The following is a 19,946-nucleotide window of genomic DNA, read 5'->3' on the forward strand; positions in this document are numbered from 1 at the left end:
AAAAGGAAAACACATGTCGATTTGGGTTGATGCCGATGCCTGCCCCAATGTCATCAAAGAAGTGCTGTATCGTGCCGCCGAACGCGCCAAAATCACCGTGACTTTCGTGGCGAATCAGCCGCTGCGCGTACCGCCATCACCGTGGCTGAAAACGCTGCAGGTCGCGGCGGGGTTTGATGTCGCTGACAACGAGATCGTGAAGCGTGTGCAGCCGGGCGAGCTGGTGATCACCGGGGATATTCCTTTAGCGGCAGAAGTGCTGGAGAAGGGCGCTGCGGCGTTGAATCCGCGTGGCGAGCGCTACTCACCGGATACCATTCGTCAGCGTCTGACCATGCGTGACTTTATGGAAACCCTGCGAGCGAGTGGCGTGCAAAGTGGCGGCCCGTCGGCGCTAAACCAACGTGACCGCCAGCTGTTTGCTAACGAATTGGATAAGTGGTTACGCCAGCGCTAATCAGACGAAGCTGTCATCGTCGTCGTAGTCGCCGCCACCAAAGTCGCTGAAATCGTTGTTATCCGCAAAGCTGTTGTTATCCCAGCTGGCGTTGTCGTTCAGGAAGGCATTGTTGCTGTCATTACCGTTAAAGGTATCGAGGCTGTTATCCACCTGTGGCAGCGCCGGTTCGTTGATGATATTCACAATCTCTTCCGGCTGAGAATGATGGAACATGCTGGTGAGCATATCGGCCATCACCACACCCCCGGCCACACCGACGGCTGTCTGTAATGCCCCCCCGAGGAAACCCGTGCCGCGCGCAGGCGGAGCCGCATATTGCTGTTGGGGCTGCGCGTATTGCTGCTGAGGCTGCTGCGGCGCGCTGCTCCACACTGGCTGTTGCTGCTGTGGCGCAGACTGGCGAGAACCGCCGCCAAACAGACTCGACAGGAAACCGCCGCTGCTCTGCTGCGGTGCTTGCTGTTGTTGCTGAGCCTGTGCCAGGCGATTCTCCAGATCGGCCACCTGAGCGTTGAGTTTTTTCAGCGCTGCTTCCTGAATCAGGATTGCCTGTGACATGTAATAAGGCGCACCAGGCTGGTTCTGCAAGTGCTGTTTAATCAGCTGTTCGGCACCGGCATCACGCGGGCCGCTCTGGGTTTCAGCCTGTTTCAGTCGGCTAAAGAGATTGTCGATTAACTGTTGTTCTTCATTCTGCATGGTGTGAACCTCCAATGATTCGTACCTCCTTATATGTGGTCAACGTGACAGAAAGTAAATCAATGGCCTGGTAAGGAAATGTTGCCCGTGCTTACAAATAAGTTGATGCACGAAATGCGCATCATTTTATCGTTATTAATCATGTTGATAGTGAATTCAGGGTCGTAAATACGCGTAAATCGTGCTTCGCGGGTGGCTGATAAAATAAAATCCAGGTATCATGCGACGCAATATTGACCTGATGACCTTGCCCGTGCGGCATAAATACGGCGGAGGATGAGCCCGGATGTCATTACCCATCTATCTGATCGGCGCACGCGGTTGCGGTAAAACCACTATCGGCCAGGCCCTATCTCAGGCGCTTGGTTATGCCTTTAGCGATACCGATCATCACCTGCAGCTCACGACGCAACGCACCGTGGCGGAAATCGTCGCGGTTGAAGGCTGGGACAGCTTCCGTGGGCGCGAAACCGAGTCGCTGCGGGCAGTCACGGCGCCGGCAACGGTGATTGCCACCGGCGGCGGTATGGTGTTGGCTGAAGTGAATCGTCGCTTTATGCGCGAACATGGGCAGGTGATTTGGTTGAATGCCCCGTCAACGGTACTGGCCGATCGTCTTGAACGTCAGCCCGAAGCCGCACAGCGCCCGACGCTAACCGGTCGTCCGATTGCCGAGGAGATGAGCGATATTCTGCGTGAACGCGCGCATCTTTACCGTCAGACAGCACACCACGAAGTGAATGCCATGCAGGCGCCTGAACAGGTGGTTGATCAAATTCTTCAATCCCTTTCGCTCGCCCGCGCCAGCTAACCTCTTCAGATTTATCTCTCTTTTTTCTCGCGATCCGCCATTGTCTATACTCAGGTTAAGACAGGGGGATCGCCGCTGTCTGTGTGGAAACCAGACATAAGAGGGAAATCTATGCCAACTAAACCACCGTACCCGCGAGAAGCGCGCATCGTTGCCGTTGAGAAAGGCGCGCCAGGTAATATCGTGACATGGTATGAGTTACGCGCTGACCATCCGAAGCCCGACTCACTGATCAGTGAGCATAAAACGGAAGCCGAAGCGCAGGATGCCAAAGCCCGCTACGAAGACGCGGATAAAGAGTAATGCTCGCGGGCAAGGACGCCTGTCAATCATTCATTACCTTCCGTGCTTAACCAGATATTTTCAACTGCCATAAAATGGCCAATATGCCCGCCAGATTAGCCATCCTTTTCTGCTCTTATTCCATCTTGCCTGATAACGTCATTTTATTTTCAGTTTGCGCCGTATTTTATGCTGCGTTAAATCGACGCAAATATAGCCGGTTCAAAATTTGCGCTTGACCCGATCCGCAGAGCGAATTACTTTCATTGTATTGATATAGGAACTCAGTTCCACATAGTGAAACCAACGCCATGACCACACTCGAAAACGCCGCTGCCGTACTTAAGCTTTTCCAGCGCTTTGGCGTGACGCAGGGCCATCCGGGCCTGACATTCACCGAGGTGGTTGAGGCGTTGGGATTGCCGAAAAGTACCGTTTCTCGCCTGCTGGCGACCATGGAAAGTGAAGGATTGCTTGAGCGTGATCCCGATAGTCGCTGTTTCCAGATTGGTCGTGTGTTGCTGTCGGTGGCCGGGCATTACTTATCTACGCCGTTGGTGGATAGCGCTTCCGCGCCCATGGCGCAGTTGGCGGCCAGCAGTGGTTGTATGGGCTACATCTCAGTACTGGATGGTCAGGATGTTCTGGTGATGCGCATGTATCACGGTCGTTTTTTCACCCAGTTGGTGACGCCGCCAGGTTCGCGCGTTTCTCTTTCCGGTACTTCAACCGGGCGCGTGCTACTGGCGCAGTTGAGTGATGACGAAGTGCGTGCGCGTTTTGCCGATGACTGGCAAGCCGCATCCGCAAACTCGCCGTTGAACATTGATGCACTCTGTAAAGAATTAGCGGTGATTCGCCAGCAGGGCTGGGCACTGGCACGCAATGAGACGTTGCCAGGCATCAGCTCACTGGCGGTGGCGGTCACCAATAAACATCGCGGCGAAAGTGCCGCACTGTGTCTCTCGTTTCTCTCGCAAGAAGCGGCCCCGGGTTATCCGGACGCGCTGCTCAGCGAACTGCGCGCAACGGCTGCATTGATGGCCGAGAAATACGGCGCATAACCTTATTTTCGATTTAAAGGCGTTTATTCGCGCCACACCAGGGAAATAGCAGGTCTTCGGACCTGCCTATTTCAAAAATCAGGGAACGATTTATTAAAAGCGTTGATGTCCCGCGTGTCGGGCATAAAACGTATTACGCGTTTTCTACAGGGTGAAAATACGGGGATAATATGCGTCAAGATAATCCAATAAAAAGTATCGGCGTGGGCTTAATGCTGGTTCTGCTGTCTGTAGCAGGTGCCATCATCGGGGTTCAGCTTATTACCACCATTGGGGTAACACCCAATACCTCTATTATCGGTGCGCTGTTTGCCATGCTGCTGGCGCGCATTCCTCTGCAATGGTTCCGTCGTTATCGCTCGATCGAAGTACAGAACCTTGCGCAAACCGCCATCTCTTCTGCCACCTTTGGTGCGGCGAACAGTCTGCTGATGCCGATTGCCGTGCCGTGGGCGCTGGGTGAACCGCAGCTGGTATTGCCGCTGTTTGTCGGTGTCAGTGCAGCGATGCTGCTGGATGCCTATTTGCTTTACCGCTTGTTTGATACCCGCGTGTTCCCCGCCAGCAATGCCTGGCCGCCGGGTGTGGCAGCAGCGGAAGCGATCAAAGCCGGCGATAAAGGTGGCCGACAGGCGTGGTTGCTGGTGGTCGGTATTGTCGGCGGTATCGCTGGCTCAATGCTGAAAATCCCCATGTCAGCCTTCGGTACGGCTTTTATCGGCAATATCTGGGCGTTGAGTATGCTCGGTATTGGTTTCCTGTTGCGTGCCTATGCGCAACCAGTTGCTGGCATTGATATCAACGCACTTTATATTCCTCACGGCATGATGGTCGGCGCAGGATTAGTGGCGCTGATTCAGGTGGTACAAGTGATCGTCAGCCGTCGCAATGAGCAGCTGAATGTCAGCCGCAGCGACAGCGAAGTGAAGCGCTCACTGGGCTTTGGCACCGTGGGATACATCATTATCTCCACACTGCTGGCACTGGCGGGCGGTTTGTGGAGCCAGATGGGCTTGCCGATGCTGGTGTTGTTCATCGTCTATGCCGCGTTCGCTGCCTTCGTGCATGAATTGATTGTCGGTATCGCCGCGATGCACTCGGGCTGGTTCCCGGCATTTGCGGTGGCGTTGATTACCCTGATCCTCGGTATTCTGCTCGGCTTCCCGCCGCTGGCGCTCTGCCTGTTGTGTGGCTTCACCGCCGCCACAGGACCGGCCTTTGCCGATATGGGTTATGACCTGAAAGCAGGCTTTATTTTGCGCGGTAATGGAGCGGATCTGCAGCAAGAGCTGTGGGGCCGCCGTATCCAGCTGATCGCCGCGATGATCGCCTTCGTGATCTGTATTCCGGTGGTGTGGTACGCACACAATCTGTTCTTCGCCGAGAATCTGCTGCCGCCAGTGGCACGCGTTTACGCCAAAACCATTCAGGCCGGTGCCGAGCCAGGCATTGCCGGAAGCTTGCTGATGTGGGCAATTCCAGGTGCGATTATTCAGTTTATCGGTGGGCCGAAGCGTCAGTTAGGCGTATTGCTGGCGACCGGTTTGTTAATCAACAACGCCGCGGCAGGTTGGGCGGTGATGGTGGGGATCGCGCTGCGTATCCTGATCATTCGTGTGTGGGGCGAGCGTGGACGTTCACCGATGGAGGTGATGGCCGCAGGGTTTATTGCGGGCGACGCGCTGTACAGCTTCTTCCATTCTCTTTTTGCCAGTAGCACCAAGAAATAACCCAGGGAATTCAATATGAGTTTACAGCAGACACTGCAGGTTTTTGAGTTACTCGACAGCGCCTATGTCGATGGGCAGCAGGTAGTGGATCTTTTCGCCCACTATCCAGGCGTGACCGCCAGCTTCAAGCGTGTGACCGGTCCGAAAGGGCGTACCGATTTCGTGCGCATTGATATTCCTGGTGCGCAGGGCAAGAGCAAAGGCGGCACTGCGCCTACGCTGGGTATTGTCGGCCGTTTGGGCGGCATCGGTGCGCGCCCAACGCGTATCGGTATGGTCTCGGATGCAGATGGCGCAGTGGCGGCAGTGAGCAGTGCGCTGAAGCTGGCACAGATGCAGACTAAAGGCGATGTGCTGGCGGGTGACGTGATTATCACTACTCACATCTGCCCGGATGCGCCAACACGTCCGCATGAGCCAGTGGATTTCATGGATTCGCCTTGCGACGACATCACCATGAATGACAACGAAGTGATCGATGGCGTTGATGCCATCCTTTCAATCGATACCACCAAAGGTAACCGTATCCTGAACCATAAAGGCTACGCGATCTCGCCGACGGTGAAAGAGGGTTACATCCTGCGCGTGTCAGAAGATCTGCTGCGCATCATGGAGATGACCAGTGGTCAGCCAGCGGTGACGTTCCCGATCACCACGCAGGACATCACGCCCTACGGCAACGGTGTCTATCACCTTAACAGCATCCTGCAGCCGTCAACCGCCACCGATGTACCTGTGGTCGGTGTGGCAATTTGCGCGGAGTCTGTGGTGCCAGGTTGCGGCACCGGCGCCAGCCATGAAGTCGATATCGCAGCTACCGTGAAGTTTGCGGTGGAAGTGGCGAAAGAGTTTGGCCGTGAAACCTGCCAGTTCTATGACCAGCAAGAGTATGCGTTGCTGCACTCTTTGTATGGTAGTCTCAGCCACCTGCGCACGCGGAAAGCCTAATGATGAAACAGTCCCTGGTTACTTTAACGATTGGTCAATCCCCGCGTAGCGACATTCTGCCGCTGCTGCAGGATCACTTACCGGAAGAGCAGGTGGCTCATGCCGGATTACTCGACGGCCTGACCTTAGCCGAGGTCGAGCAGTTCTATTCACCTGAAGCGGGTGAGAAAGTGCTGGTTTCACGCATGACCAGCGGCGAGCAAGTGCGTTTGTCGGGACCGAAAGTGGAGCAGGGGCTGCAGCGCAAGATCAGTGCGCTGGAAGAGCAGGGCTACGATACGATTTTGCTGCTGTGTACCGGTGAATTTGGCACGCTGAAAACCGAAAAGGCGCTGTTAATGGAGCCGGATCGTATTATCCCACCGCTGGTGAGTGCCATTGTGCAGGAACATAAGGTGGGCATCGTGGTGCCGGTAACGGAGCAGATCGCTGAGCAGGCCAGCAAATGGCGTAATCTGCACAGCGCGCCTTGTTTTGCCGTCGCCAGCCCTTATCTGGCACAGCAGAGTGATTTGATCGAGGCGGGCCTGTCGCTGCAAGAGCAGGGCGCGGATGTGGTGGTGCTTGACTGTATTGGCTATCACCAGAAGCACCGGGATTTCCTGCAGAAAATGCTGGGTATTCCGGTACTGTTATCCAACGTGCTGGTGGCGAAGTTAGCGGCAGAATTGATCGTCTGACTGAGGCCGATCACAACTCGTGTTCTAAGCTGCTTTTTCGCGTGACAGATCAGCGAGTTCCCTTGTAATCTGCCAGACACCATAATGTGCTGTGAGGAAGTAACATGCTCAACGTAAGTGAGTATTTCGACGGGAAAGTGAAATCCATTGGTTTCGACAGCGTAACCATTGGCCGTGCCAGCGTTGGCGTGATGGCAGAAGGTGAATACACCTTCGGTACAGGACAGCCGGAAGAGATGACGGTCGTGAGCGGCGCACTGAAAGTGCTGCTGCCGGGTGAAACCGAGTGGAAATGGTACGAAGCCGGTTCGGTTTTCAACGTGCCAGGCCACAGCGAATTCCATTTGCAGGTGGCTGAGCCAACGTCTTATCTGTGCCGCTACTTGTAAGCGCTGACTTTCAACATGAGTCATCATTAAACCGGGAATGCTTTTAGCATTCCCGGTTTCTTTTTGGCTTCAGCATAGCCAGGAATCAAACTGAGGTGTGCCTATGTTGAGTCTGGTAAAGCTATCTTCACGAGAATAGGAAAGGATGTTTTCCCATGGCACAGATCATATTCAATAAAGCCGCGCTTGAACGTTTGGATAGTCCTGAACAGCCTGAAGATGAACGCCAGAAGAACGCATTGTTTGAATTGGCAATGATCGCAAAACATGAAATCGCAAACGATCAGGGAATGACATTGAGGGAAGCTCTGGCGAAATTACGCATTGCCAGAACGAGACATCGGTAAACTGCCGTGTTTTCTTTTGTGCGGAAGTGCGGGCCAAAGCACCTCTGCTGCCGCCGGGCCGTCCTCACGCCGCTTCGCGGTGCCTTCGGCTGCAACGTCGTGCCGGGCGGACCGTTCGGGTATGGCCATCCATGGCCGACCCGAACTGCCTGGCGCATCCATGCGCCAGGCTCCTGGCACAACGTCTTCGCCTCAGCGCTGCGGATAGCCCTTGCAGCAGCAGAGGTGCTATGGCCTCAGACACTGTGCCGTTTGTGGCAGTAAAGCACTTAGGTTTTCACCACGGTGCCCTTCCCAACAGCGGCACCAGACTGCGTTATCACCAAATGCTTAACTGACGGGCATTACGCCTTTTGCGGGGTTTGAGTTATGCGTGATTAGCGCTTAGCTTCGCCGCCTAACGCTTCCACCAGATTGCTGATCAACGCGGCCAGTTCGCCGGTCATCAGGGTGAAATCCGCATCAAAGCGCATGGCGAAATCATCGCGGTCAATGTCGTCATTCTGTTCACGCAGCGTGTCGCTGAACTTCAGACGCTTGATCGATGCATCGTCGGCAATCACCAGTTGAATGCGTTCCTGCCAGTCCAGAGCCAGTTTGGTCACGACTTTACCGGCTTCGATATGGGTGGCGATCTCATCGGAGATCAGATCCTGTTTCTTGCAACGGATCACGCCGCCATCTTCCAGAATTGCTTTCAGCTCCGCTTCATCCATCAACGCGAAACCGGCAGGCAATTCGCCAGAACGTACCCATTCTGTCAGTGTCAGCTCAATCGGCGTTTCCAGCGTGAGTGGCACCACCGGCAGTGAACCGATGCTCTTACGCAGCAGCGCCAGGGTGTCTTCCGCTTTCTTGGCGCTGGCACAATCGACGATGATCAGGTTGTTCACGGTATCGATCCACATAAACGTCTGGCTGAAACGGCTAAACGCGCGTGGCAGCAGGCTATGCAGCACTTCATCTTTCAGCGAGTCTTTCTCGGTCTTTTTCAGCTTGCGGCTCTGTTCCGCTTCCAGCTTGTCGATCTTCGCTTCCAGCGCCTGTTTCACCACGGGTGAAGGCAGAATCTTCTGCTCGGTGCGCGCGCAAATCACGATCTGACCGTTGATTTCATGCGTCAGCGCTTCGCCGCGGTTGCCCATCGGTGACACCCAGCCGGTTTTCGCCATATCCTGGCTGCCACAAGGGGAAAACGTGAAGGCGTCGAGCTGTTTTTCCAGATCGTCTGCGGACAGTGGGATGTCACGATTCAGACGATAAACCATCATATTTTTAAACCACAACATCGGGATTCCTTACCGTGGGTGCGATCGGGCGCACAAGTCTCAAAGTCAGCGCGCATGATAGCGAAACATCGGATGGGTTTCATTGCCTTTCCCGATTCAGCCTTCTACTGTATCTGTCACCTGAACGAATAATGAGGAATAAATCGTGCGTATTGGGATTGATTTAGGCGGTACCAAGATTGAAGTGATTGCGCTCTCCGATCAGGGGCAAGAGCTGTTCCGTCACCGCGTCAATACCCCGCGCGATGACTATGCCGCCACAGTCCAGGCGATTGTGGATTTAGTGCTACTGGCAGAGGAGAAAACCGGGGAAAAGGGCACCGTGGGGATCGGCATTCCCGGTACGATTTCGCCGTACACCCAGCGGGTCAAAAACGCCAACTCGACCTGGCTGAATGGACAGCCGTTAGACAAAGATCTGGCCGAGGCGCTGAATCGTGACGTGCGCATTGCCAACGATGCGAATTGTTTGGCGGTGTCTGAAGCGGTGGATGGTGCAGGCGCGGGCAAACCACTGGTGTTCGCGGTGATTATCGGCACCGGTTCGGGTGCGGGCGTGGCGATTGGCGGTGAGTCGCGTATTGGCGGCAATGGTAACGCTGGCGAGTGGGGCCACAATCCGCTGCCGTGGATGGATGAAGATGAACTGCGCCATCGCGAAGAAGTGCCGTGCTATTGCGGCTTGCAGGGCTGTATTGAGACCTTTGTTTCGGGCACGGGTTTTGCCATCGACTATCAACGCTTAAGCGGTAAGACATTGAAGGGCGCGGAAATCATCAAGTTGATTGAGCAGCAGGATCCGGTAGCGGAACTGGCGATGAGCCGTTACGAAATGCGCTTAGCCAAATCGCTGGCGCAAGTGGTGAACTTGCTCGATCCGGATGTGATCGTGCTGGGTGGCGGCATGAGTAACAACGACCGCTTGTATCAGACGGTGCCCACGCTGATGAAGCAGTGGGTGTTTGGCCGCGAATGTGAAACGCCAGTGCTGAAAGCGGTGCACGGCGATTCAAGTGGCGTGCGCGGTGCGGCATGGCTGTGGCCGCTGAAAGGGTAATAAAAAGGTCGCTTTGATAGCGTAAGTTCGTCCATGAAGCACCAGACGATAATGCAGGCTGGCGCCGCTTAGAGGCGCCAGCCTGCTATTTACCTATTGTGCGTGTTGTTGAATAAAAGGACCCTGACAGCGCATTTGTATTTTTGCGCGCGAGGCAATTCCGTGATTATTCTCCCATCAGCATCGCATCCTGCGGTGCGTTCTGACGCTGGGTTTTGGTCGCGAGGAAGTAAATATATCCCACCACCATAATCCCCACGAACAGCCCGCCAATCACCGGATTGAACCACAGCATGGCAATCAGACACACCAGTGACAGCACCAGCGCGATACCCGGAATGATTGGATAACCCGGCGCGCGGAAGCTGCGTTCCATGTCGGGTGCGGTGCGGCGCAATTTAAACAGGCTCAGCATGCTCATCAGGTACATCACGATGGCGCCAAATACTGCCATGGTGATCATCGCCGCCGTCAGCGTCATGCCTTGCAGGTTAATCAGACCATCGCTGTAAATCGCCGCGATACCAATCACGCCACCGGCAATAATCGCGCGGTGCGGCGTCTGGAAACGTGACAACTTCGCCAGGCTCTGCGGCAGATAACCGGCACGCGCCAGCGCAAAGAACTGACGTGAATAGCCAAGGATAATGCCGTGGAAACTGGCGACCAGACCAAACAAGCCAATCCACACCAGCATATGCATCCAGTTGGAGTGCTCGCCGACAATCATCTTCATCGCCTGCGGCAACGGATCGTTAATATCCGACAGCTTGCGCCAGTCACCTGCGCCACCCGCCAGCAGCATCACGCCAATCGCCAGCACCACCAGCGTCAAAATGCCGGTAATGTAAGCCTTGGGAATGGTGCGTTTTGGGTCTTTGGCCTCTTCGGCAGCCATGGCGGCGCCCTCTATGGCGAGGAAGAACCAGATGGCAAACGGAATGGCGGCGAAGATGCCGGAAAGGGCAGGCATACCGAAGTGATCGCTTCCCGCCCAACCGTTAGCCGCAAAGTTAGCGATACTGAAGCCCGGTGAGACCACGCCCATAAACACCAGCAGTTCCAGTACCGCCAGCACCGTCACCACCAATTCAAACATCGCGGCCAGCTTCACGCCGAGGATGTTGAGCGTCATGAACACCAGATAAGCGCCGACCGCAGCGTTTTTCGGGTTGAGATCCGGGTACTGCACGTTGAGATAGGCACCGATCGCCATGGCAATCGCTGGTGGGGCGAACACAAACTCAATCAGCGTGGCCAGCCCGGCAATCAAACCACCGGTTTCACCAAAGGCGCGGCGGCTGTAGGCAAACGGCCCCCCGGCGTGTGGAATGGCGGTGGTCAATTCGGTAAAGCTAAAAATAAAGCAGGTGTACATGGTGGCGATCAGTGCGGTGGTGATCAGGAACCCCAACGTGCCCGCCACGCCCCAGCCATAACTCCAGCCAAAATACTCCCCGGAAATTACCAGTCCAACCGCGATACCCCACAAATGCAGAGTGCCCAGCGTGGGTTTGAGCTTACTCGTCATAATCGTCTCCCCGTCGTGATTGTTGTGCGGCGGCTGCACCGCGCTGTTTTGTTCTATGCACTACAGTGAAGTGATAATGCCGCCGCCTGCAGCGGGAAAACTTGACGCAGGCGCAGTGAGTTTTGTCCTCCACGGTCAACTCAGAGGCAAGAAAAGTGCCAGTTGCACGCTGCGGTCAACTTTGGGTTATCTGCGGTCAAGCAGTCAGGACGCCGTCATCCCATGCTGATAACACTTGCTACCCATAAGATTGATGCTGGAGACAGATGAATGAGCGCCAAACAATCCGATTCCCTGACCGATGCTGCCATGACGATACTTGCACAGCAGGCGCTGGCCTGTTACCCCGCGCCCTTGCAGGGTGAGCTGAAGCTCCTGTGCCGCTCTGAAAATGCCACCTTCCTGCTGCTCGCAGGCGGAAAGCGTTATGCGCTGCGTCTGCATCGTCCTGACTATCACAGCAAAGCCGATATCCAGAGTGAGTTGCTGTGGCTGGATGCGTTGCGTGAGATCGGCATTATGGTGCCGCAGGCGATCCCAGCCCTTGATGGCGAAACCGTGTTGACCTTAGGCATGCCAGATGGCGGCGTGCGACATGCGGTACTGTTTCACTGGATCGAAGGGGATATGCCCACCACTGATGTCGATCCCAAAGCCTTCCAGCAGCTCGGGCACATCACCGCGCGCCTGCACCAGCACAGCCGTAGCTGGCAAAAACCGGCAGGCTTCCAGCGCATCATCTGGGATCATCACACCATGGTCAGCGATCACAGCCACTGGGGGCGCTGGCAGGATGCGCCAAATCTCAATCCGGCCGATCATGGCATCGTGGCGGAGGCCGTAATGCGAGTGGGACTGGAGCTGCAAGACTTTGGCAAAGGCACAGATCGTTATGGATTGATCCACGCCGATCTGCGCCTCACCAACTTGCTGCTGCACAAAGGTGAAACCCGGGTGATCGATTTTGATGACTGCGGCATGGGCTGGTATCTGCACGATCTGGCGGCGGCGATCAGTTTTGTTGAGCATCATCCGCGTGCCGCTGAATGGGTGGATAACTGGATCCAGGGCTACGAGCGTGTGGCGCACATCAGTGATGAGGAGATGGCGCTGGTGCCGACGCTGTTGATTCAACGCCGTATCCAGATGACCGCGTGGATGGGCACACACGCAGACACCGAGATGGCACTGAGCCTTGGGCCGCGTTGGGCCGATCACTCGGTGCGTCTATGCCGTCGCTATCTGGAAACCAATCAGTTGCCGGTTGGTGTTTAAGTTGCACCAGTAGTGAGCAGCCGTGCGTCGTAGCGGCGCAGGCTATTGCGTGTAGTGAGATGACTTTCACGCCGTTGCGCCATAAATCGCGCCTCGATGCTGTGTGCTGAGCGTGAGCGGAGAGCAACGGAATGCCTCCGTACCCTTGAGCTGCGCTTAGCCAGATACGCATCACTGCACAGGTTTAGATGTGACACCGGACCTTTAGCCAGATGCGTATCAATACACAGGCTTAGGTATGACACCGGACCTTTAGCCAGATGCGTATCAATGCACAGGCTTAGGTATGACACCGGACCTTTAGCCAGATACGCATCACTGCGCAGGCTTCGGCATGCCACCGGACCTTTAGCCAGATGCGCATCACTGCACAGGCTTCGGCATGCCACCGGACCATCAGCCAGATGTGCATCAATTCACAGGTTTCGGTATGCCACCGGACCATCAGCCAGATGTGCATCAATTCACAGGTTTCGGAATGCCACCGGACCATCAGCCAGATACGCATCACTGCGCAGACTTCGGCATGCCACCGGACCATCAGCCAGATGCGCATCAACGCGCAGGCTATGAAATGGTTCCGAATCCTGACGGATCGTCATTGATGACGACCTTATCAAACATCATGGTACGAATCTTGCTGGATCCCACCATTAGTTTCACTCGCGCGATCCCTGTGAGGTTCCGATGCAATCACTGATGACTCCTTCTGAAGCGTACAGTTCGCTCTCGGCTCAGGCCAACAACCGTGGCGTGCTGGCGGCAGCGGCCACCGGCTTAAGCACCTTTATCACCGACAAAGGCGGCGATGTTGATCGCATTTTTGGTGTCAGCGGCATTGATTCCGAACTGCTGGCCAGCCCGACGCTTAGCCTCGGTCTGGTCAACTATTGCCGTGTGATGGAAGAAGCGGCGCGCCACTCTGGTTTTGATAACTTCGGTTTGCATTACGGCAAGCAGTTCAAACCGCAGTCATTAGGGTTGATTGGCTATATCGGATTATGTTCACCCACGCTGGAACAGGCGCTGCACAACGTGGTGAATGCCTTTCCCTGGCATCAGCACGATACGCTGACGCGCCTGGTCGATAAAGGCGACTGCTGGCGGCTGGATTATCAGGTGCGACACGGGGCGATCCTGTCGCGTCGGCAGGATGCAGAATTGACGCTCGGCATGTTTCTCAATCTGATACGCCACGTGGCGGGCAAAAATTGGGCGCCGCGTGAAGTACACTTTGAGCATCCGAGACCGGAACAGTGGCACGAGCACTGCAAAGTGTTTGATGCGCCGGTGTGGTTCGATCAACCGTTCAACTCGCTGCTGATCGCCAAACGCGATTTGCTGCGCACCATGCCAGAGCAGGATCCGATGCTGCTGATGGTGATGCAGGATGCCATCCGCCGACTGAACAGCAGCGCTTCACTGCAAAGCGTGGTTGAGCAAGCGCGATCGCAAATCAATCTGTCGTTGATGCAGGGCGAACCGGTGCTGGAAGAGATTGCAGATAAAATGGGGCTGTCGAGCTGGTCGTTGCAACGGCGGCTGCGCGAAGAGGGCATCAGCTTTACCGTGTTGGTGGATAAAGTGCGTTGCGAAATGGCCACGCACTACCTGCAACAGAAGCAGTTGCCCATCTCTGAGATGGCGCTGCTGCTGGGTTATTCAGAAGTTAGCGCGTTTTCACGTGCGTTCCGGCGCTGGTTTGGCATCAGCCCGCGCCAGTGGCGACAGGATGGGCTGGCAAGTTAGCCTGATGCGCCGTGAAGCCGAACCACGCGGGTTAGGAGGTTTGGCATCAGCCCGCGCCAGTGGCGACAGGATGGGCTGGCAAGTTAGCACGATGCGGCGCGAAGCCGAACCACGCGGGTTGGGAGGTTTGGCATCAGCCCGCGCCAGTGGCGCCAGGATGGACTGGCAAGTTAGCCTGATGCGGCGCGAAGCCGAACCACGCGGGTTGGGTGCGATCCGGCGGCGGTGGTAATCCTTTCGACTGCCCCAGCAACTGCCAGGCGCGCAGGCACAGAGTTTCATCACCTTGCGTCTGCGTAACCGCATAGCGTCCGCTTTTTTGCCACTCCAGCCGCACCATACATTGCTGCCCAGCGTAATGTGCCGCGTCGGAAAATTGCCGGTTGAGCTGGTGCTGCATCTCATTAGCCCATTTGCAGGAAGCGCTGCCCGGTTCGCTCTGTGGCTGGCACAGGTTGGTCATACTTTCCGTGGGATGAGATGGAGCCTGCTGGCAGGCGCTGAGCAGAGTGCTCAACAACAATGCGCCAGCAATGTGGCGAAATACGTTCATCTCTTTGCCCGGATTTGCAAAACATGGTGGCCAGTGTACCGAGCAGTAAGGGGATTGCTATGGCATTTCTCTGACTCTGATGAGATCCAGAATGATTCGCGGAACGGCTCGCACGTCACACAGACGAATGGCAGGGGCGGCCTGGTGGTCGCACCCTGCCAAAGCAGGCTCAGTATGACGGCATGACGAAGGTTTATTCCCCCGGCAGCTCCAGCTTGCTGTAACCCAGTCCATTCATCTTACGCACTCGGATCTGCACCGGGATGCGCTCTTTCATAGCTTCAACGTGACTGATCACGCCGATGGTTTTACCGCTGGCGTTCAGTGCGTCGAGGGCGTCCAGCGCGGTATCGAGCGTTTCAGCGTCCAGCGTGCCGAAGCCTTCATCAAGGAACAGCGATTCAATGCGCGTTTTATGGCTGACCAGATCTGACAGCGCCAGTGCCAACGCGAGGCTGACAAGGAAACTTTCGCCGCCTGACAGCGTGCGGGTGTCGCGCGTGGCATCGGCCTGCCAGGTATCGACCACTTCCAATTCCAGCTCATCGGTGACGCGGCGTTGCAGGAGGTAGCGCCCGTGCAAACGGTCGAGCTGCCGGTTCGCCAGCCATACCAGATGATCGAGCGTCAAGCCCTGGGCGAAGCGACGGAATTTATCGCCTTTGGCTGAACCGATTAAATCATTCAGGCGACCCAGTTGTGTCAGCTCTACCTCGTCATTGGCAATCTGCGTCAGTAACGATTGCTGCTGTTGACGCTGCTGGGCATCGCTGTGCAGCTGCTGCTGCGCTTCACCTTGCTGGCGGGCATTGTCACGCAGTGCCACACGCAGTGATTCCAGCTGTTCAGCGAGACCCGCCGCCACCTCGTCACTTAAGGCAGCAGGGCGCTGTTGCTGATGGGCTGTCACGCGCTGCGCCAGCTGTTGGCGCAGCGCGATCTGCTGCTGACGCTGTTGCTCCAGCGTTTGCAGATGCTGGCGCAGATGCTGCATATCCTGTTCGTCCAGCAATGCGCTGCGCAATGCCTGCTCGTCGATGAAATCGCTCTGCTGGAGTGCGCTGTTAAACGCCGTTTCCGCAGCCTGTATGCGCAGCTGCATGGCTTGCAGTTGGCTATCAATCTGCTCACATTGACCATTCAGGCTATGCAGCTGGCTTTGTGCCTGCTGCCACTGCTGCAACTGCTGTGCCAGCGCTTGTTCGCACTGTTGCAGTGTGGCCTGCTGCTGCTGGCGTGCGGCGCTCACCTGGCGATCGCCAAACAGCTGCTGGCGCTGCTGCTGCTGTTCTGCATGTTGCTGTTGCAGGCTGCTAAGCGCGTGCTGCAAGGCCTCCAGATGCTGCTGCTCGCGCGTCAGATTATTTTGCAGGTTGCTCTGCTCGCTGTCGGCGGTAGCCAGCTGTGGCTGTAGCTCGGCCAGCAAGCGCTCACTCTGCTGCCAGGCTTGCCAGCGCTGCTGCAATGTGGCCAGCCAACTGGCGCGGGCATCGCGATCGGGCAGCGCGAACTGATGTGCCGTTAACTGCTGTTCCAGCTGCTGCGCTAACTGCTGCCAGGCGCTGTGTGCCTGCGTTTCACGCTGGTTCAGCTCATCAAGCGTTTGCTGTAGGTTGTTCAGCTGCTGCTGTGCCAGCAGTTGTGCGCTTTGCTGCTGTTGCCTCTGCTGTTGCTTTAACAGATGCGCGTCTTTGGCCTGTTGCAGCGCTTGCGCCGCCTTTTCGCGCTGCTGCAGTTGCTGCTGCTGCGCCGCTTCCTGCTCATCCTGCTGCTGTTGCCACGTCGTAAAGACATCTTGCTGATCCAGCGTGCAGGTAAGTGCCAGCTCACCGCTGAGGCCTTGCCACTGCTCGCGTGCGACGGCGAGTTGCTGCTCGAATTCGATGATCTCTTGTTGCAGCACCTGCTGCTGTTGCAATGCGAGCTTTTGCTGCTCACTTTTCGCGGTGCCCGACTCTTTAAGCTTACTGACCAGCGCTTCCTGCGCCGCCAGTCGTTGCTGGTTTTCGCCCGGTTGTAATTGCTGATACTGCTCAATAGCCGGATGCTGGCATGAGCCGCACAGTGGGCAGGGCTGCTCGGGCTGCAGCCGGGCGCGTTCATCAGCCAGCTGTGCGATGGTGCGCTCCAGCTCGCAGACTTTGCGAATATCCAGCATTGCCTGATGCTCACGCTTGTAGTCCTCGCGCAGCGCCTGCAAAGCCTGTTCATCGCGCTGATGCTGTTGTTGTAACTGTGCCCGTTTTTGTTGCCGCAGTTGCAACTGCGGCTGCAACGACTGCCAGCGTGCTGCCAATAAGCTGAGCTGGTGGCGTGGCGCGCGCTGATGTTGATGCTGGGCCAGCGCGGCACGCAGCGCAGTGCTGTTGACGGCGGCTTCAAGTGAAGTGAGTGCCTGCTCCGCTTGCTGACGTTGCTGGCTGGCCTGCGCCTCAGCCAGTTGCAAAGGTTGCAACGCGCGATCACCTTCGGCAATCGCCTGCTGCTGCTGTGTCAGCAGTGCGTTTTGCTGTTGCTGCTGTGCACGAAGTTGCGTTAGCGCCTGTTCGCGTTCATCGAAACGAGCGATATCGGCCTGCCAGCGCGTCAGCTCTGGCCCCCAGAGCGCCACCGCCGCTTCACGGTTGCGAAATGTCTGTTGTTCTGCCAGTTGCTGCTGTAAGCGCTCACGGGTTAGCTGATGCTGATTGAGCGCGTTTTGGCTTTGCTGCACTGTCTGTGACTGCTGCGCATGCAGGCGCTGCTGCTCCGTCAACTGCTGTGCACGACTGGCGATCTGTTGATCGAGCGGAATCACCTGCTCGGTCAGCAAGGTTTCCAGCTGTTGCTGACCGGCGAGTGCCTGCTCACGCGCCTGCTGTGCCGTGTGATAGCTTTTTTCACCCTGCTGCAGTGTGGTTTGCGCATCTTGCTGCTGCGTGTGCAACTGCTGTGCCTGCTGGGTGGCGAGCTGTTGATCTTGTTGCAATTGCTCACGCTGCTGAAGTTTTTCTCGCAGCTTCTCAGCCGGCTCCGCACGTGCCAGGCGCTGGCGATCGCTCTCCGCCTGTTGCCATGCCTGCTCGGCATCCTGGTTAGCCTGTTCGGCTTGCTGTTGCTCCTGCGTCAGCTGGTGAGATTGTGTCAGCCACTGTTGCTGTTGTTGCGCCTGCTCAAGCTGATCGCTCAGCATTTTTTCCTGAGCCGTTAACGCTTCAACTTGCTGCATCAGTTCAGTGCGACGCCCCTCATCCAGCAACATCATGCCGCCAGCACGCGCGCGCAATGTCTCCAGATCGCTGCGTGCTGTGCGCCAGCGTTCGTAAATCTGCATCGAAATCTGGCCGTAAATCTCTGTGCCGGTCAGCTCTTCCAGCAGTTCGGCACGCTCGCCCGGTTTGGCGTTAAGGAAGGCAGCGAACTGACCCTGCGACAGCATCATTGAACGGGTAAAACGATCAAAATCGAGGCCGGAAAGTGTTTCTATGAGCTTAAGTTTGTCACCGACCTTATCGGCCACAATCTGGTTATCCGCCACTCGCGCCAGCTCGACGCGCGGTGCCTGCAATTTGCCGTCGGCCTGGCCACGCGCGCGGTTCTGGCTCCAGAAGGCGCGCCAGGCTTCGCCTTTAATCTCAAATTCCACCTCCGCCAGGCATTCGGCAGTGTCACGCGTAATCAGTTCGTTTTGTGTCTGCGACAGCACGCCAAGGCGCGGCGTCTGGTGGTAGAGCGCCAGGCAAATGGCATCCAGCAAGGTGGTTTTACCCGCGCCGGTCGCGCCGGTAATGGCAAATAGGCCGTTGCTGGCGAAGGGTTCACGACGAAAATCGATAAACCATTCACCGCGCAGCGCGTTGAGGTTCTTGAAGCGTAACGTCAGGATTTTCATGCAGACGGATTCTCCAGCGCGGCGAGAGTAGTGCGGAACAGTTGCGTGAGCTGCTCGGCGTGTTCGGCATCCAGTTGTTCTTCCTGCGCCAGACGGCGAGCAAACACCTCTTCAACTTTCAATTCGCTCAGGGTTTCGTTATCCATACGCGCCAGGCTGCGCTGACGCTGTTCGCGGCTGCGGCGCACCAGCAGGACTTCCACCGGCAGGGCTTCGGTCAACTGTTACACGCGGCGCTGCAAATCACTCAAATATTCCTGAGTGGTAATTTCAATATCCAGCCACACCGGCTGTCCGGCATCGCTATCGCTAAACTGCGCCAGCTGCTGCTCAATCTCAGCCATTGAGCCCTTTAACATCTGCATGGGCTGGAACAGCGGGATCGGGAGGGGGGTGACGCGATTGAGCTGATCGCTGAACTCCACCAGGGATACGCTTTTTTCACGTCCCAGTTCGTCAAAACTGAGCGGAATGGGTGAGCCGCTGTAGCGAATATGCTCGCTATCAGCAATACGCTGCGCCCGGTGAACGTGGCCGAGCGCGATATAATCAGCGGGAGGAAACGCCTGCGCCGGGAAGGCGTCGAGCGTGCCGATGTAGATATCACGTACCGAGTCGCTTTTCGTTACCCCAACGGTGGTGAGATGCCCGGTGGCAATGATGGGAAGTGCGCGATCGGCCCGTTCGGTCAGCGCCGCGGCATAACATTGCTGATAATGCTGCTCAATCGCTTCCAGCAGTGAGATCTGCTTCTCGCGCCCGGATTGCCCTGCCTGGCTGCGCAGAATGTCGCGCGGGCGTAAATAGGGAATGGCGCACAGCAGCGCGCCCGGCGTGCCATCGCGCTGATGCAGCGTCAACACCTGTTGTTCGCCCTGCGGCGTGGCGCTGGTGATCACTCGGGTATTTAGACAGGCAAGCAACTCGCGCGATTCATTGAGTGTGGCAACGGAATCATGGTTGCCTGCCAGCACAATCAGCTGGCACTGCGTTGGTTGCAGCGCTACCACAAAGCGGTTAAACATCTCGCGCGCATAGCTTGGCGGCGAACCGGTATCAAACAGGTCGCCGGCGATGATTAAGGCATCCACCTGATGCAGGGCAATCTGGGCCAGCAACCAGTCGAGAAAGGCCTGATGCTCAGCCGCCCGGCTTTTGCTGTAAAAGAACTGACCGAGATGCCAATCCGCGGTGTGAATGATGCGCATGAA

18 protein-coding genes and 1 pseudogene are annotated in these 19,946 nt (G+C 56.5%); 12 read left to right on the forward strand and 7 right to left on the reverse strand.

Annotated features, from left to right (window positions below; genetic code table 11):
* Positions 1 to 13 precede the first annotated feature (13 nt).
* On the forward strand, positions 14 to 457 hold the full coding sequence (locus tag VH86_RS19970; protein WP_038648672.1) for a YaiI/YqxD family protein: 444 nt from the start codon (positions 14 to 16) through the stop codon (positions 455 to 457).
* On the opposite strand, the gene VH86_RS19975 is transcribed toward VH86_RS19970, so the two are convergent.
* Complete coding sequence (locus VH86_RS19975) at positions 458 to 1,159, reverse strand: DUF2076 domain-containing protein (protein ID WP_038648670.1); 702 nt, start codon at positions 1,157 to 1,159, stop codon at positions 458 to 460. It abuts the gene before it with no gap.
* A gap of 286 nt (positions 1,160 to 1,445) precedes the next feature.
* Between VH86_RS19975 and aroL the strand changes: the two genes are divergently transcribed.
* The 8 genes from aroL to VH86_RS20015 all read left to right on the forward strand — a co-directional run bounded on the left by aroL (position 1,446) and on the right by VH86_RS20015 (position 7,410).
* Positions 1,446 to 1,970 carry a shikimate kinase AroL gene (gene aroL, locus VH86_RS19980; RefSeq protein ID WP_045833898.1) on the forward strand — a complete coding sequence of 175 codons (525 nt, stop codon included), beginning with the start codon at positions 1,446 to 1,448 and terminating at the stop codon, positions 1,968 to 1,970.
* A gap of 111 nt (positions 1,971 to 2,081) precedes the next feature.
* A complete protein-coding gene (locus VH86_RS19985; protein WP_045833899.1) occupies positions 2,082 to 2,273 on the forward strand; it encodes a YaiA family protein in 192 nt (63 codons plus the stop codon).
* 290 nt (positions 2,274 to 2,563) lie between these two features.
* A complete protein-coding gene (locus VH86_RS19990) occupies positions 2,564 to 3,316 on the forward strand; it encodes an IclR family transcriptional regulator (RefSeq protein ID WP_038648664.1) in 753 nt (250 codons plus the stop codon).
* A gap of 170 nt (positions 3,317 to 3,486) precedes the next feature.
* Positions 3,487 to 5,046 carry an OPT/YSL family transporter gene (locus VH86_RS19995; protein WP_045833900.1) on the forward strand — a complete coding sequence of 520 codons (1,560 nt, stop codon included), beginning with the start codon at positions 3,487 to 3,489 and terminating at the stop codon, positions 5,044 to 5,046.
* 15 nt (positions 5,047 to 5,061) lie between these two features.
* Positions 5,062 to 5,994 carry a DUF1177 domain-containing protein gene (locus VH86_RS20000; protein WP_045813752.1) on the forward strand — a complete coding sequence of 311 codons (933 nt, stop codon included), beginning with the start codon at positions 5,062 to 5,064 and terminating at the stop codon, positions 5,992 to 5,994.
* A 2-nt stretch (positions 5,995 to 5,996) separates the two neighbouring features.
* Complete coding sequence (locus VH86_RS20005) at positions 5,997 to 6,674, forward strand: AroM family protein (protein WP_045833944.1); 678 nt, start codon at positions 5,997 to 5,999, stop codon at positions 6,672 to 6,674.
* 104 nt (positions 6,675 to 6,778) lie between these two features.
* Positions 6,779 to 7,063 carry a pyrimidine/purine nucleoside phosphorylase gene (gene ppnP / locus VH86_RS20010; protein ID WP_034830521.1) on the forward strand — a complete coding sequence of 95 codons (285 nt, stop codon included), beginning with the start codon at positions 6,779 to 6,781 and terminating at the stop codon, positions 7,061 to 7,063.
* A gap of 155 nt (positions 7,064 to 7,218) precedes the next feature.
* A complete protein-coding gene (locus tag VH86_RS20015) occupies positions 7,219 to 7,410 on the forward strand; it encodes a hypothetical protein (protein WP_045833901.1) in 192 nt (63 codons plus the stop codon).
* 377 nt (positions 7,411 to 7,787) lie between these two features.
* On the opposite strand, the gene rdgC is transcribed toward VH86_RS20015, so the two are convergent.
* Positions 7,788 to 8,699: a recombination-associated protein RdgC gene (rdgC, locus tag VH86_RS20020; RefSeq protein WP_045813754.1), complete on the reverse strand. Its 912-nt coding sequence runs from the start codon at positions 8,697 to 8,699 to the stop codon at positions 7,788 to 7,790.
* Between the two features lie 145 nt (positions 8,700 to 8,844).
* Here rdgC and mak point away from each other — a divergent pair, with 145 nt between their 5' ends.
* Positions 8,845 to 9,756 (forward strand): fructokinase, encoded by a 912-nt coding sequence (gene mak / locus VH86_RS20025; protein WP_038648652.1) that lies wholly within the window; start codon positions 8,845 to 8,847, stop codon positions 9,754 to 9,756.
* Positions 9,757 to 9,922: 166 nt separating this feature from the next.
* Here mak and eat read toward each other — a convergent pair whose 3' ends face one another.
* Positions 9,923 to 11,287: an ethanolamine permease gene (gene eat, locus VH86_RS20030; protein WP_045833902.1), complete on the reverse strand. Its 1,365-nt coding sequence runs from the start codon at positions 11,285 to 11,287 to the stop codon at positions 9,923 to 9,925.
* A 270-nt stretch (positions 11,288 to 11,557) separates the two neighbouring features.
* Here eat and VH86_RS20035 point away from each other — a divergent pair, with 270 nt between their 5' ends.
* Positions 11,558 to 12,562, forward strand: coding sequence for a phosphotransferase enzyme family protein (locus tag VH86_RS20035; RefSeq protein ID WP_045833903.1), 1,005 nt, complete (start codon positions 11,558 to 11,560; stop codon positions 12,560 to 12,562).
* A gap of 280 nt (positions 12,563 to 12,842) precedes the next feature.
* Here VH86_RS20035 and VH86_RS20040 read toward each other — a convergent pair whose 3' ends face one another.
* A complete protein-coding gene (locus VH86_RS20040) occupies positions 12,843 to 13,118 on the reverse strand; it encodes a hypothetical protein (protein ID WP_045833904.1) in 276 nt (91 codons plus the stop codon).
* A 131-nt stretch (positions 13,119 to 13,249) separates the two neighbouring features.
* Here VH86_RS20040 and VH86_RS20045 point away from each other — a divergent pair, with 131 nt between their 5' ends.
* Positions 13,250 to 14,311 carry an AraC family transcriptional regulator gene (locus VH86_RS20045; RefSeq protein ID WP_045833905.1) on the forward strand — a complete coding sequence of 354 codons (1,062 nt, stop codon included), beginning with the start codon at positions 13,250 to 13,252 and terminating at the stop codon, positions 14,309 to 14,311.
* Positions 14,312 to 14,444: 133 nt separating this feature from the next.
* Here the strand turns inward: VH86_RS20045 and VH86_RS20050 are convergent, their stop codons facing one another.
* The 3 genes and pseudogenes from VH86_RS20050 to sbcD form a co-directional block, all read right to left on the reverse strand.
* Positions 14,445 to 14,864, reverse strand: coding sequence for a cell envelope integrity TolA C-terminal domain-containing protein (locus VH86_RS20050; protein ID WP_045833906.1), 420 nt, complete (start codon positions 14,862 to 14,864; stop codon positions 14,445 to 14,447).
* A gap of 193 nt (positions 14,865 to 15,057) precedes the next feature.
* On the reverse strand, positions 15,058 to 18,735 hold the full coding sequence (locus VH86_RS20055; RefSeq protein ID WP_045833907.1) for an AAA family ATPase: 3,678 nt from the start codon (positions 18,733 to 18,735) through the stop codon (positions 15,058 to 15,060).
* Positions 18,732 to 19,943, reverse strand: a pseudogene (sbcD, locus tag VH86_RS20060) (exonuclease subunit SbcD). The gene VH86_RS20055 and the pseudogene sbcD overlap by 4 nt, the downstream one beginning before the upstream one ends.
* Between the last annotated feature and the right edge of the window lie 3 nt (positions 19,944 to 19,946).

Source organism: Pantoea sp. BL1 (genome assembly GCF_000963985.1).
Classification (GTDB): domain Bacteria; phylum Pseudomonadota; class Gammaproteobacteria; order Enterobacterales; family Enterobacteriaceae; genus Pantoea; species Pantoea rwandensis_B.